13 protein-coding genes and 1 riboswitch are annotated in these 13,739 nt (G+C 39.7%); of the genes, 7 read left to right on the forward strand and 6 right to left on the reverse strand.

Translation table 11 applies throughout. The features are described from left to right. Nucleotides 1-10 precede the first annotated feature (10 nt). Nucleotides 11-955, forward strand: a complete 945-nt coding sequence (locus tag EM4838_RS15070) for a tocopherol cyclase family protein (protein WP_071866090.1) — start codon at nt 11-13, stop codon at nt 953-955. A gap of 123 nt (nt 956-1,078) precedes the next feature. Here EM4838_RS15070 and msrB read toward each other — a convergent pair whose 3' ends face one another. Together msrB and treR are read right to left on the reverse strand one after the other, a co-directional pair. Then, entirely contained in the window at nt 1,079-1,525 is a 447-nt protein-coding gene (gene msrB, locus EM4838_RS15075; RefSeq protein ID WP_010734395.1) for a peptide-methionine (R)-S-oxide reductase MsrB, read from the reverse strand. Between the two features lie 389 nt (nt 1,526-1,914). Then, nucleotides 1,915-2,628 (reverse strand): trehalose operon repressor, encoded by a 714-nt coding sequence (gene treR, locus EM4838_RS15080; RefSeq protein ID WP_071866091.1) that lies wholly within the window; start codon nt 2,626-2,628, stop codon nt 1,915-1,917. 232 nt (nt 2,629-2,860) lie between these two features. Here treR and treP point away from each other — a divergent pair, with 232 nt between their 5' ends. The 6 genes from treP to EM4838_RS15110 all read left to right on the forward strand — a co-directional run bounded on the left by treP (nt 2,861) and on the right by EM4838_RS15110 (nt 8,283). After that, entirely contained in the window at nt 2,861-4,840 is a 1,980-nt protein-coding gene (gene treP, locus EM4838_RS15085) for a PTS system trehalose-specific EIIBC component (protein ID WP_071866092.1), read from the forward strand. A 151-nt stretch (nt 4,841-4,991) separates the two neighbouring features. Next, a complete protein-coding gene (gene ruvA / locus EM4838_RS15090; protein WP_071866093.1) occupies nt 4,992-5,594 on the forward strand; it encodes a Holliday junction branch migration protein RuvA in 603 nt (200 codons plus the stop codon). Between the two features lie 12 nt (nt 5,595-5,606). Then, the gene (gene ruvB, locus EM4838_RS15095) at nt 5,607-6,608 is read left to right on the forward strand and encodes a Holliday junction branch migration DNA helicase RuvB (RefSeq protein WP_071866094.1); all 1,002 of its coding nucleotides are present in this window, start codon (nt 5,607-5,609) and stop codon (nt 6,606-6,608) included. Nucleotides 6,609-6,656: 48 nt separating this feature from the next. Beyond that, on the forward strand, nt 6,657-7,259 hold the full coding sequence (locus tag EM4838_RS15100) for a TetR/AcrR family transcriptional regulator (RefSeq protein ID WP_192923821.1): 603 nt from the start codon (nt 6,657-6,659) through the stop codon (nt 7,257-7,259). Between the two features lie 47 nt (nt 7,260-7,306). Next, complete coding sequence (locus tag EM4838_RS15105) at nt 7,307-7,777, forward strand: low molecular weight protein-tyrosine-phosphatase (RefSeq protein WP_071866096.1); 471 nt, start codon at nt 7,307-7,309, stop codon at nt 7,775-7,777. 131 nt (nt 7,778-7,908) lie between these two features. Continuing rightward, nucleotides 7,909-8,283 carry a hypothetical protein gene (locus EM4838_RS15110; RefSeq protein WP_019724219.1) on the forward strand — a complete coding sequence of 125 codons (375 nt, stop codon included), beginning with the start codon at nt 7,909-7,911 and terminating at the stop codon, nt 8,281-8,283. A gap of 295 nt (nt 8,284-8,578) precedes the next feature. Here EM4838_RS15110 and brnQ read toward each other — a convergent pair whose 3' ends face one another. From brnQ to EM4838_RS15130, 4 genes are all read right to left on the reverse strand, one after another. Further along, on the reverse strand, nt 8,579-9,943 hold the full coding sequence (brnQ, locus tag EM4838_RS15115) for a branched-chain amino acid transport system II carrier protein (protein WP_071866097.1): 1,365 nt from the start codon (nt 9,941-9,943) through the stop codon (nt 8,579-8,581). Between the two features lie 381 nt (nt 9,944-10,324). After that, nucleotides 10,325-11,065: an amino acid ABC transporter ATP-binding protein gene (locus EM4838_RS15120; protein ID WP_071866098.1), complete on the reverse strand. Its 741-nt coding sequence runs from the start codon at nt 11,063-11,065 to the stop codon at nt 10,325-10,327. A gap of 12 nt (nt 11,066-11,077) precedes the next feature. Next, nucleotides 11,078-12,673, reverse strand: coding sequence for an ABC transporter permease subunit (locus EM4838_RS15125; protein WP_071866099.1), 1,596 nt, complete (start codon nt 12,671-12,673; stop codon nt 11,078-11,080). 212 nt (nt 12,674-12,885) lie between these two features. Continuing rightward, nucleotides 12,886-13,060: riboswitch (Lysine riboswitch) on the reverse strand. 279 nt (nt 13,061-13,339) lie between these two features. Further along, nucleotides 13,340-13,636 (reverse strand): hypothetical protein, encoded by a 297-nt coding sequence (locus tag EM4838_RS15130; protein ID WP_071866101.1) that lies wholly within the window; start codon nt 13,634-13,636, stop codon nt 13,340-13,342. Nucleotides 13,637-13,739 lie beyond the last annotated feature (103 nt).

The raw sequence follows: 13,739 nt of genomic DNA on the forward strand, positions 1-13,739 counted from the left end.
AGTGGACGAGGTGATTACAACGGATAAGTTTTATCATGGTGAAACGAAAAAAGCGCCGTTCTTTGAAGGTTGGTATTTTAAGCATCAAATCGGCGATGAAGTCTACGCATTTATTCCGGGGTACTCCATTGGAGAACAAGGCGAAAAGTGCCCGTTTATCCAAGTGATCAATCATGAGTCCTCGGAAGTCTTTCATTTTGATCGTGAAGTCTTCATGGCAAGCGAAGATCGTTTGTTTGTGAAAATCGGTGAAAATACATTTAGCGAGGAAGGAATCACACTAGCTTTACGTAGCCCCTCGTTGACGATCGAAGGAACGATTTCTTACGGAGAGTTTACTCCGTTAAAAAGGAGTCGCTATGCTCCGAGTATCATGGGACCTTTCTCTTATTTATCTTTTATGGAATGCTACCACGGAATTTTAAGCATGAAGCATTCGTTAAAAGGATCGTTGAGTTGGAACGGTCAATTGATTGAATTTACAAATGGAATAGGGTATTTAGAAAAGGATTGGGGAAGTTCATTTCCTGCAACCTATTTATGGGTCCAATGCAACCAGTTTACTGATTCAGATGCTCGTTTTTTCTTTTCCGCAGCTGAGATCCCGTTTTTAAGTTTCCGTTTTTTAGGAATCATTTCGGTTTTACAAGTCGGTGAAGAAGAATATCGCTTATCCACCTATGATGGAGCCAAAATTTCGGAGATTTTCCGTGAAGAGGGGCATCTGATCATTCGAATACAGCAAAAAAATATTGAACTAGAAATGCAAGTGCTAGCAAAAGAAGGGCATGCGTTGATGGCGCCACAACAAGGTCAAATGAGTCGGATCATCCGTGAAAAAGCGAGTACAGAGATGACCTTGATTGTCCGAGAAAACAAGCAAGAGATCTTTCATCAAAAGGGGAAGGCTGCTGGGTTTGAAGAAGTGGGCAATCTCCAAGGGCATGAGTATTAAGAATCTTGATCATATAAAAGTTCTATCGCACCTTCAAAAATAAGCCTGAACCTCCAGAAATTAGAACAATTTCCGGAGGTTCAGGCTTATTTTTCGGAGCGATGTGATTTGATCACATTCGACTTATTCGACAATTGATTTATATTCACTGTAACCAGCAGCATCCATTTCTTCATAAGGGATAAACTTCAAGGCTGCAGAGTTGATGCAATAGCGTAAGCCACCTTTATCTGCGGGTCCATCATTAAAAACATGTCCAAGATGGGAGTCGGCTTCATTACTTCTTACTTCGACTCGGTGCATCCCATGAGAAAAATCCGCTTTTTCTTTGACGTCTTTTCTGCTGATGGGTTGGCTAAAAGCTGGCCAGCCACAGCCTGCATCATATTTCTCTGCAGAACTGAAAAGCGGTTCGCCGCTGACAATATCGACATAGATCCCTTTTTCATAAAAGTCGTCGTATTCTCCAGTAAATGGACGTTCTGTGGCGTTTTCTTGTGTCACTGCATAAGAAATCGGAGATAATGTTTCTTTTAAGTCCTCTTTGTTTGTGTCGGTTGGTTTACTCATTGATACTGCCCCCTTTGTCTCCTAATCATACTGCCATCTGAAATAGAAGCAAACAATCTGCTTTTAGGAGGGGGATAGCCAAGCGATTTAGCAGAATTTTAAAGAATAGGACTTACTTGCTACCTAATTACGTCGAGCTACTGGGCTTTCTTACAACCTTGATAAACGGTGTTCGAAAAGCTGAGCTTCAACACTAAGCTAAAAATTTTGAAAAATATGAGAAGCTATTTTCTCACGTTCCGTCTTACTACTCGGAGCTGAACGGCTTTCTCACAACCTAATAAACGGTCTTCGAAAACCAACTCCTACGATAATAAGACAAGGCCTGAAAAAATATGGGAAACTATTTTCTCAGGTCTTGTCTTATTACTTGGAGCTATTCGGCTTTCTCACAACCTTCTTCTTCGTGCAAATTCCACGAACCGGAATTTGTCGAGGCGGTGGATTGATTCGGTGTATTCGAAGCATTCGGTATTCTCTAAATAGACGAGTCCGCGAACAATTACGACATAGGGATCGTCGTGGAGGTCCATTGATTCTGAAATACTATCATCGATCGGTTCGACGGTGATTTCTTTTTGAGCATAGGCAATGGAGAGATCTAGCTCATTTTCAAAGTATTCATAAATCGAATTCGCTGCTTGTTCCTTGGTCAAAGTAGGAATGGTTTCTTTTAACAAATAGTCTCGATCTAAAATGACGACTTCGCCATTGATTTTCCGTTGGCGGACTAAATGCCAGACAGGTGTATTGACTGGCCAGCCAGTTACTTTGTGTAATTCGTTGTCGACTACTGTTTCTTCAAGTGTTTGCACGATCGTTTCACTAGGGATATGTTGGTTTTCTTGAAGCTCTTTATAGCTTGTCAATCCAGCAATAGGAAAATCAAAGCGGTTACGGTCTAAAACGATCGATCCTTTTCCTTGTTTCTTTTGGATATATCCTTCTGTTGTCAATAGATTAAGTGCTTTACGAATTGTTTCCCGTGAAACACCATAGATTTTGATCAATTGATTTTCACTAGGTAGTAAAGTATGAGGAGGATACTCTTTGTCTAAGATTTTCTTTTCTAAGTCTAAAAAAATTTCATTGAATTTGTTCATCGTTCCTCTCCTTTGGGCAATCGTTCGTTCTTCGCTTATAAACTATACTACAGCTATATGTAGATTTCAAACTGGACTTGGATAGAAGATAGATGTTTCTACGACAAGGATAATAACGATTACAAATTATTTATCTTTTTGGCATAAAACGCTTGCAATCTGCTAAGAAAAACATTATAGTGTGAGTACAAAGTAACTTGTATAAACAAGTCAAATGAAAGGGGTTTATGTTATGGGGAAATATCAAGCAGATGCCGAGAAGCTGTTAAAAGGAGTCGGCGGGAAAGAAAATATCTCTGCGGTTAGCCATTGTGCGACACGAATGCGCTTTGTTTTAAATGATCCTGCAAAAGCAAATGAAGCTGAGATCGAAGAGATTGACAGTGTGAAAGGAATGTTTACCAATGCTGGTCAATTCCAAGTAATCATCGGGAACGATGTCTCAACATTTTATAACGACTTTGTTGCGGTATCCGGAGTTGAAGGCGTTTCAAAAGAACAAAGTAAAGCTGCTGCGAAACAGAATCTTAATCCATTGCAACGAGCAATTGCAGTTCTAGCTGAAATCTTCACACCATTGATTCCAGCAATCATTGTTGGGGGATTGATTTTAGGGTTCCGTAACGTGTTGGAAGGCATTCAGTTCGAGAGTTTAGGTGGAACGATTGCAGAAAGTTCGACATTCTGGAATGGAGTTAATTCATTCTTATGGCTACCTGGGGAAGCGATTTTCCATTTCCTACCTGTAGGGATCACTTGGAGTATTGCAAAGAAAATGGGAACGACACAGATTTTAGGAATTGTTTTAGGGATTACTTTGGTTTCACCGCAATTATTAAATGCCTATAGTGTCGCCTCAACTGCCGCTGCAGATATCCCATTTTGGGACTTTGGCTTTGCACAAGTACAAATGATTGGTTACCAAGCGCAAGTCATTCCAGCGATGCTTGCCGGGTTCTTACTTGCTTATTTAGAGATTTTCTTCCGTAAGTATATCCCACAATCGATCTCAATGATTTTTGTCCCACTGTTCTCACTATTACCAACAGTTATCGCTGCTAATGTAGTGTTAGGTCCAGTCGGTTGGGCAATTGGTAACTGGATTTCATCAATCGTGAATACTGGATTGACTTCATCAATCAGTTGGTTATTCAGTGCGTTATTTGGTTTCTTGTATGCCCCACTGGTTATTACGGGATTACATCATATGACAAATGCAATCGATATGCAGTTGATTGCTGACTTTGGTTCAACCAATTTATGGCCAATGATCGCATTGTCAAATATTGCGCAAGGATCTGCCGTACTTGCAATCATCTTCTTGCATCGCGGCAATAAAAAAGAAGAACAAGTTTCTATTCCAGCGATGATTTCTTGTTATCTAGGAGTAACGGAACCAGCTATGTTTGGGATCAACTTGAAATATGTGTATCCATTTGTAGCTGCAATGATCGGTTCTGGTGTGGCGGGGATGTTTGCGAACTTGATGGATGTTCGAGCAAATGCGATTGGTGTCGGTGGCTTGCCAGGAATCTTAGCAATCCAAGCACAAACGTGGTTACCATTCACGATTGCAATGATCATCGCAATCATCGTACCATTTGGTTTAACTGTAGTGTTTAGACGTAAAGGGATCTTGAACAAATTAGATCCAGTCAATCCAGAAGAAGTAAGTGTTTTACAAACTGCGGAAGGCGTATCTATTCCTACACAAAACTTTGAAGCCGCAGGAACAACTGCTGTAGCCACTGCCAATGAAGAGTTATTCGCCGTTGCAGACGGACAAATTAAAGCAATTACAGAAGTGAATGATCCAGTTTTCTCACAAAAAATGATGGGTGAAGGCTATGCGATCATTCCTGACAATCAAAAAATCTATTCGCCAGTAAATGGTAAAGTAACTAGTGTATTTGAAACAAAACATGCAATCGGTATTCTGAGTGAAGCCGGTGTGGAAGTTCTTGTTCATATGGGACTTGATACTGTTGAATTAAAAGGTGCACCGTTCAATGTTCTTGTGAAAGAGGGCGATCAGGTCTCGCCAACTACGCAACTCGCAGAGATGGATCTCAGTGCCGTTGAACAAGCAGGTAAACAAACAGATGTCTTAGTTGTTCTAACGAATACGGACAAAGTGGCTGATTTCTCATTAAGTAAATCAGGCCAAGTACAACATGAAGAAATGATTGGTCAAGCCTCTATCAATCGCTAATACACAGAGAAAATATGCTACGAGTTTGGGTCTTTATCAAAGACCTAAGCTCGTAGTTCTGTTTTTGGGAACACTTTTTTTAAATCGCAAAGTATGCTACAATGGATAGAAATATGGGAACGTATGTGTGCGAAAGAAAGAGGAAATTTCAATGTATGAATATCTAAGAGGCATGGTGACTTTTATCAGTCCGTATTATATCGTTGTAGAAACGCAAGGGGTGGGCTATCAAATTGCGTTAGGTAACCCTTATCGCTATAGTAGTAAGTTAGATAAAGAAGTAAAAATCTATGTTCATCAAGTCATTCGTGAAGATGCCCATTTACTATATGGGTTTGATTCACTCGAAGAGAAACAATTGTTTTTACGATTAGTCAGTGTTTCAGGGATCGGACCGAAAAGTGCATTAGCGATCATGGCGAGTGATGATCATTCCGGCTTGATCCAAGCGGTGGAAACTGGCGATGTCACTTACTTGACGAAGTTCCCAGGTGTAGGTAAAAAAACAGCACAACAAATGATCTTGGATCTAAAAGGCAAGTTTGGCGAGTTGAGTATCGATACGCCATTTTCTTTATTTGATGAAGCAACGGTGCAAGATGCAAGTGCCTTGTCAGAGGCAATGGAAGCTTTAGCCGCTCTCGGCTACAGTGAGCGTGAAATCAAACGAGTAGAGAAACAACTAAAAGAAATCGACAATCAGACAACGGATGAGTATCTAAGGCAAGCATTGAAATTGATGATGAAAAAGTAAGGAGGATTCTTGATGACAGATGAATATCTTCTCTCACCAGAACCCGGTGAGAATGAATTGAGTTTAGAAAAATCTTTACGCCCTCAATTGCTTGCGCAATATATCGGTCAACATAAAGTAAAACAAGAATTGAGTATCTACATCGAAGCGGCACGTAATCGTGAAGAACCGCTAGATCACGTCTTGTTATACGGTCCTCCAGGTTTGGGGAAAACAACGATGGCTATGGTCATTGCAAATGAGATGCAAGTTAATATCCGTACGACAAGTGGACCAGCCATCGAGCGACCAGGAGATCTGGTAGCAATTTTGAATGAACTAGAAGCAGGGGATGTCTTGTTTATTGATGAGATCCATCGCTTACCTCGCGTGGCAGAAGAAATGCTTTATTCGGCGATGGAAGATTTCTATGTAGATATCATGGTAGGGCAAGGGCCGACCGCTCACCCCGTTCATTTTCCGTTACCACCTTTCACGTTGATCGGTGCAACGACTCGAGCAGGGATGCTGTCTGCACCTTTACGTGACCGTTTTGGAATCATTGCGCACATGGAATACTATGAAGAAGAAGATTTAAGAGAAATCGTTTTACGATCTGCCGATATTTTTCAAACGGAGATCATCACCGATGGGGCTTTAGAAATCGCACGACGTTCTCGTGGTACTCCGCGGATCGCCAATCGTCTATTGAAACGAGTGCGTGACTTTGCCCAAGTACAAGGAGATGGCAAGATCGATCAGTTGATTGCTGACCGCGCATTGACACTCTTACAGGTCGATCAAGCGGGATTGGATTATGTCGATCAGAAATTGCTACGTACGATGATCGAACTGTATGGTGGGGGCCCAGTAGGTCTAAGCACATTATCCGTTAATATTGGAGAAGAGCGAGAAACAGTCGAAGATATGTATGAACCTTTTTTGATCCAAAAAGGCTTTTTGAAACGGACTCCTCGTGGTCGGATCGCTACCGCCTATGCGTATGAACACTTTGGCTATGACTACCAAGTGTGAACACTCTTTTCTATTGAAAGAGCAAATAGTAGAATATTGATTGAAGAGATGGGAGGGATCATTGTGGGAGAGGCGTCACATACGAAACAAATGATCAAAAAAGTCTTGGTGTCGCTTTGCGAAACACAGCCTTTTCGTAAAATCAGTGTGCAACAGATCGCACAAGAAGCAGGCATCAACCGACAAACATTTTATTATCATTTCACCGATAAGTATGATTTATTGCGTTGGGTGTACTATGAAGATTCGTTACATTACCTAAAAACAGAATCACTTTCTCTCGACAATTGGGAAGAGCAAGCCTTGCTGATGTTAAAAGCCATTGCCGAAAATAAACAGTTCTATTCAAGTACCGTTAGTTCAGAACAGGAGATTCTGCAAAAGCAATTTTCTGCGTTGATCCAACCCTCATTTATTAAAATCTTTGAGCAAATGGATGAAGAAAAACAACTAACTTCCAAAGATAAATTATTTTATGCTCGTTTTTTCTCTTATGGCTGTAGTGGAGTCTTAGTCAATTGGATCACACAAGGTTATACAGAAACACCCTTAGAAGTTGCAATGCAGTTCTTTCGTTTAGCCAAAGATACTGAATTGTATTCGTATCGGTTGTACGCATTGGAAGAAGAACAGGAAATAAAAGACGAATGATCTTTTTTCATTGATTCCAAAATAGGAATACAAAAGGAGAGAATGCTATGACGAAAGTATTATTTGTTTGTTTAGGAAACATTTGTCGTTCACCTATGGCAGAAGGGTTATTAAAAAAGAAAGTAGCAGAACAGGATTTGATGGATTCCTTCGTCATTGATTCAGCTGCAACAAGTACCTATGAGGTAGGTAGTGCTCCTCATCCAGGGACACAAGCGATTTTGGCAAAAGAACATGTTGATACGCGAGAAATGATTGCTCGCCAAATACGTCAAGAAGACTTCCAAAAATTTGATTGGATCATCGGTATGGATCAGTCAAATGTGGCTGACTTAAAGCAAATTGCGCCGATTGAAGCGCAAGAGAAAATCCAACTATTTTTGAGTCCAGTCATTGGCAAAAAAGTACAAAATGTACCTGATCCATATTACACGAATAACTTTGAAGAAACCTATCGATTGATCAATGAAGGCTTAGAAAAATGGCTTGAATTATGGATGAAAAACGACTTAAAATAACGCATGTATTGTTTGGTGGTTTTAGGTAAAAGTTGGTATAAAATAAACTATATTCTTGTTTTTTTAAGAAAAATTGGATAAAATAGGAGTAATTAAGTAACATATTCTTGGCTAGGGGAGGGGTACATTCAATGGATGAAGAAACAGTATCACCAATGAAGAAACTGACAAAGTTAGTGACTAATACTTCGTTTCAACTTTTTGATTCATTTGTGAATGACACAGAAGAAAAAGCTGAGAATGTACGGTTACAAGGGGAGTTCATTCTTGAACTCCAAAAAGCTGCAGCTCAGAATAGTTTAGTGATTCTACAAGTGCGCGAGAATCCACTAAGCAATAAGTACGAAACCTTTTCCGGTTGGGTGGCAACGAAAACAGTTGAACATGACCGAGTGATGATTCGCTTGCAAAATCAAGAGCAACAAATCCGAATCGTCCCAATTGAACAAATCGAAAAAATCACTAGTCTTTCACCTACGGGAGACCAAGAGCGATTATCTAAATAAGAATAAAAGCTATGAAAAAGTAGATTGCTTTTTCATAGCTTTTTTATATGTTTTTCTTACTAGAGAGAGAGGATCTAAAGATTCTCAAAGAACTTGATGTGTGGTATATGTATAAATAAAAAAAGGACCTGCTAGCCGGGGAGCTAGCAGGAAAGGAGTTAAAAATGAAAAAGTGTTGTTAGGGTTGTTTGTTGGTATACTTATATATTAAAGGTGAGTTGTGAATATTTTGTGACGAAAGTTTACCAAAGTTGTTAATTTTTTTATACAAAAAGTTAAACATCTCTTTTTTTTGTTAGCTAACAATCAAGTCAGGTTTTTTTTCATTTTTGAAGAAACTCCAGAGTAATCCGATGATAAAGCCAATCAATGCTGGTGTGATCCAGCCCATTCCTAATGAGAAGAATGGGAGATAGGAATCAGCGAATGTTAAAATGCCTTTGACGACACTTGTTTGCTTGATTGAATCAGGACAAGCATTCAGTCCATCTACGATGGAAGCGAGTAATGTGAAATAAGTGGTCATTCGATAAACAGAAGTACGTTGTTTAAACAATGGGCCAAACAAGACAAGTAAGATCAAGGTCATTGCCAACGGATAAATAAACATCAAGACCGGTAAAGAGATCTGAATAATATTCGTCAAGCCCACGTTTGCAACTAAACATGCCAATAAACTTGTTCCTGTTACAAAGAATAGATAGCTTCTTTTAGGAAACAATTCAGTGAATGTTTCTGCGAATGCAGTAATCAGTCCGATACCTGTTTTTAAACAAGCAAGAATCACGATAAAGGCTAATAGGATACTCCCGTAAGTTCCTAAATAGTGATCAGCGATTTGAGCCAAGGCGATACCACCATTCGCACTCATAGGAAATGTTCCTAGACTCATTGTTCCTGCATAAGAAAGTAGGGTATAGATGATCCCCATCAACACGATGCTGATCGCGCCTGATTTGATCGTATCTCTTGCAATATCAGAAGGCTTTGTGACACCCATGCCACGAATCGTCGTGACGATAATGATCCCAAAAGCTAAGGCAGCTAACGCATCCAACGTATTGTATCCTTGTGTAAAACCAGTGAAGAATGCTTGGTTTTGGTAGTGAGGTTGTACAGGCGCATCCGCCACTGAGCCAAGTGGGTTGATAAAAGCAAGTAATAGCAAGATGCCTAGTAATACTAAAAATGCGGGATTCAAAAATTTACCAACATAATCCAATATTTTAGTTGGACGTTTGGATAACCACCAAGCAGCTAAAAAGAATAAGAAACTAAAAATAGCTAAAAATAATGTTTGATTTTCTGCTGGAATAAAAGGTGCTAAGCCAATTTCAAAAGAAGTAGTTGCCAAACGTGGTAAGGCAAAAAATGGACCAATGACTAAATAAAGTAAGACAGTAAAAATAAGTGCATAAGTTTTATTGATCCGTTGTGCTAATTCGTAGACACCAGAGGTCTTTGAAACACCGATCGCAATGACACCTAAGAATGGTAAACCGATCCCTGTAACTAAAAAGCCAAGATTTGCCCAGAAGATATCCGCACCAGCTTCTTGCCCCATATGGACAGGAAATATAAGATTACCAGCTCCAAAAAATAGGCCAAATAGCATGGAACCGATGAATAGATTTTCTTTGAATGATAATTTTTTTGACATAGAAAACTCCTTTACTTTTTTGTATTTTGTTAAAAGTAACAAATTATGTGATGAATTGCAACAATTTTCTGAAAATTATCGAATTCTCTAGAATGATGCTACACATTGACGAAACGACTGCTAACCCTGTGAGAGGAATAAGTAGCGTGTTTTCTCTGCCTCGAAAAAATGTTAGTCAAAAGATCACTCCATTACCTAAATCTTCTTAATTGAAGTGGTTTCTCACAACCACATGTTACGTGAGGTTGTGCAAAAGTTCAACCGATAAAGCAATCGGAACAAAAACAATAAATAAAAAGAAGAACCGCAACTTTTTGAGTAGGGTGACCTTGCTCAATCAAGTTGCGGTAGTTTGAATACTAAGGGTGATTTGATACTTTATTAGTTATTCAAAATGCGTGACAAGAACTCTTTCGTACGTGTTTCTTTTGGATGAACGAAGATATCTTCAGGACTTCCTTCTTCCGCGATCACACCTTTATCCATGAAGATCACTCGGTCAGATACCTCTTTCGCAAATTCCATTTCATGGGTCACGATGATCATTGTCAGTCCAGTATGGGCTAGATCTTTGATCGTATTCAATACTTCACCGACCATTTCAGGATCAAGGGCAGAAGTTGGCTCATCGAAGAGCATCACATCAGGGTCCATTGATAGAGCACGAGCGATAGCGACCCGTTGTTTTTGACCACCAGATAGTTGAGAAGGGCGAGCTTCGATGTATTGTCTCATACCGACTTTTTCTAAGTTTTCGATTGCTACTTTACGGGCATGCTCTTTCTCTCGTTTTAAGACAGTGGTTTGTCCAGAAATACAATTTTCTAAAACATTCATATTATTGAAAAGATTGAAGGATTGGAAAACCATACCGACATTTGTCCGATATTTTGGTAAATTATATTTTGGTGCTAAGACGTTTTCGTTGTTGTAAATGATCTCGCCGCCCGATGGTTTTTCTAGTAAATTGATACAACGTAAGAATGTTGATTTACCTGAACCAGAGGAACCGATGATGGTCACGACTTCCCCTTTATTGACGGTCATGCTAATATCTTTCAGGACTTCATTGTCGCCGAATTTTTTACTTAAATGATTGATTTCGATGATATTCTCACTCATAGGACTGCCTCCTTATTCCTGTAGGTTCGCGTTGTTGACTTCTTCAATTTTTGTATACGCAGTAGGTCCGTCGATTTTCTTCTCAATCACACGTAGGATTCTTGTGATCGTGAAGGTCATGATCAAGTAGATGATCCCAACGATCGTGAATGTTTGGAAGAATTGGAAGTTTGCACCAGATGCGGAGTTTCCTTGGAAGAATAAATCTGCTACACCAATGACACTTAATACGGCGGTGTCTTTGATATTGATGACAAACTCATTTCCAGTAGCCGGCAAAATATTTCTCAATACTTGCGGAATCACTACTTTACGCATCGTTTGACTGTGGGTCATGCCGATCGCTTGGGCGGCCTCAAATTGTCCGCCATCTACTGCAAAAATCCCACCACGTACGATCTCAGTCATATACGCACCAGTGTTGATCGAAACGATGAACAACGCAGCAATCGTGCGATCCAGAGAAATACCAAAGGCTAGAGCCAATCCGTAGAAGATGACCATGGCTTGAACCATCATTGGTGTACCACGGAAGACTTCGATATAAACAGATAACAAGAAATTAGCAACTTTTTGGAAGAAGCGTGTCACTTTATTATCAGATTCTGGAATTGAGCGAAAGACGCCAATCAATAAACCTAATGTCGTTCCTACAACTGTACCGATCAATGCGATAAACAGTGTCAAACCAGCTCCGCGTAAGAACATGTTGCCATATTGATCCCAAATCGTCTTGAAATCTTGGAGCAAGCCAGTTTCTTCTGCATCTCCATCCGTTGACGCAGGTTGGTCTTCAATGGCTTGGTCCATGATGGCAATGCGATCATCATGAGAAATGCCGCTTAATATTTGGTTGACTTGTTGGAGATCAGGATCACCTTTGCGCATTCCTACAGCGATCTGGACATCTTCGGGATTTGTTTGAAAGCCATTTGCTTCATCTAGTTCGAGCATTTTCAAGGCTGGGTTGACGCTTGTGGCTGTTACCCCTTCTGGACGTTCGCTGACGTAACCGTCGATCATGCCAGAAGCTAGTGCTGTTCGCATGGCTGAAAAGTTATCCATTGCTTGTTGCTTGTCCACTCCTGGGATCTGATCGATCACGTTATAGTGGAATGTGTTCAATTGTGCAGTGATTTTTGCGCCAGAAAGATCTTCTAAGCTAGTCGCATTCGCAAACTTACCATCTTTTTGTACGACAATCACAAGTTCTGATTCATAGTATGGATCAGTAAAGTCGATTTCTTTTTGGCGTTCTGCCGTCGGACTCATGCCGGCAATGATTGCATCGATCTTTCCAGATTGAAGGGCAGGCGGTAAACCGTCCCATTTCGTTTGGACAATGACTAGTTCTTTACCTAAACCTTCGGCTACCTTTTTGGCAATTTGTACATCATATCCGCCAGCAAAGCTATTTTGGCCTTGAATTGGATAGGCATTGTTTGCATCTGTTTGTTGAGACCAGTTAAAGGGCGCATAACCAGCTTCCATTCCGACACGAAATTGATCGCTCGGGGTTTTATCATCTGCATGAGCCAAAGTGGTCAAGCTAAAGATCGATAGAATAAACGTAAAAATTAGAGTGAGTGTAACTGAATTTTTTTTCATCTGTCTTCTCCTTTTTGTTTGTTCACGTACGTGGTCCTTCAGGCATATACTGATAAGACCAACGTTCGCTCAGCTTCTTTGGCTGATAACCAAAGCGCCTTGACACGAGTGGTCGAATACATGCATTGCAGTTGCTTATCAAGGAGAAATAAAAAACGACCGCTTTGTAGGTACAAAAGGGCCGCTAAATTTCACAGAGTGATAAACCTCTCACAAAACATAGCGCAACTTAGCATCACTGCTAAGACAGTCCGTAAGCTGTTAACTTACGTCCCAACATACTTTTTAAGCAAAAAAAAGTACATTTCGGCGATCCTCCCTAGCCCTGCTTCCACATGTTTGCTTCACTCCACAGGTTTAATGATTCTCGCGACCTCTACCTCATTGATTGAGGCATCTCGTATTCAGTTATTTATACAAAAAATAGTCTACGATAGAGTAGCCACTTTGTCAATGAGAAACTACATTTTTGCAGAAAAAAGTTGATAAATAAAGAAATATACTGTTTATTTAATTTCTTTCATGAAAAAAGGAAAAGAGAATGTTTTCGAAAAAAGAATAATTATACATTTTATGCAAAACTTAAATGATAGTAAAATAACGAAAAACAGACTGCAAAATCACGCAGTCTGTTTCCTTTTTTATCTAATTTTATCTAAAAGTATTTTAAGCTGTAGCTTTCTTAGGTTCACGACCAAGAATGGCTTGTAAAATAACTGTTACTCCATAAATAGCTAAAACGAGATAGATCAAACTAGAGTATTGTGTGATCCCCCAGCCCCATGTGCGATAAACAACTAATGTAATTGCTAGAACAATTGCTGCCAATACATTGAAAAAGGCAAACGCCCATAGATTTCCATTTTCTTTACGTGCTAAATAGAAGATAGAGAAATAAATACTTAATGCTAACCAAGCGATACATGCTAAAATAACGCCCCAATAAATTAAGAATGCAACCATATTGATTCACCTCATTTCATACTCAAAATATACAGATCATTGGTATTGTAGCACGTTTTCATTGTTTTGTCAGTGATGTTTGTGAGTATTTTCTCAAAAAAAA

The organism is Enterococcus mundtii, assembly GCF_002813755.1.
GTDB lineage: Bacteria > Bacillota > Bacilli > Lactobacillales > Enterococcaceae > Enterococcus_B > Enterococcus_B mundtii.

Excerpts from the sequence above, each read along its gene's own strand:
- ruvA (WP_071866093.1), top strand. The coding sequence starts at position 4,992 with ATGTATGAATATCTAAGAGGCATGGTGACTTTTATCAGTCCGTATTAT.
- treP (WP_071866092.1), top strand. The coding sequence starts at position 2,861 with ATGGGGAAATATCAAGCAGATGCCGAGAAGCTGTTAAAAGGAGTCGGC.
- EM4838_RS15125 (WP_071866099.1), bottom strand. The coding sequence starts at position 12,673 with ATGAAAAAAAATTCAGTTACACTCACTCTAATTTTTACGTTTATTCTA.
- ruvB (WP_071866094.1), top strand. The coding sequence starts at position 5,607 with ATGACAGATGAATATCTTCTCTCACCAGAACCCGGTGAGAATGAATTG.
- EM4838_RS15110 (WP_019724219.1), top strand. The coding sequence starts at position 7,909 with ATGGATGAAGAAACAGTATCACCAATGAAGAAACTGACAAAGTTAGTG.
- EM4838_RS15120 (WP_071866098.1), bottom strand. The coding sequence starts at position 11,065 with ATGAGTGAGAATATCATCGAAATCAATCATTTAAGTAAAAAATTCGGC.
- EM4838_RS15130 (WP_071866101.1), bottom strand. The coding sequence starts at position 13,636 with ATGGTTGCATTCTTAATTTATTGGGGCGTTATTTTAGCATGTATCGCT.
- EM4838_RS15100 (WP_192923821.1), top strand. The coding sequence starts at position 6,657 with ATGGGAGGGATCATTGTGGGAGAGGCGTCACATACGAAACAAATGATC.
- treR (WP_071866091.1), bottom strand. The coding sequence starts at position 2,628 with ATGAACAAATTCAATGAAATTTTTTTAGACTTAGAAAAGAAAATCTTA.
- brnQ (WP_071866097.1), bottom strand. The coding sequence starts at position 9,943 with ATGTCAAAAAAATTATCATTCAAAGAAAATCTATTCATCGGTTCCATG.
- EM4838_RS15105 (WP_071866096.1), top strand. The coding sequence starts at position 7,307 with ATGACGAAAGTATTATTTGTTTGTTTAGGAAACATTTGTCGTTCACCT.
- msrB (WP_010734395.1), bottom strand. The coding sequence starts at position 1,525 with ATGAGTAAACCAACCGACACAAACAAAGAGGACTTAAAAGAAACATTA.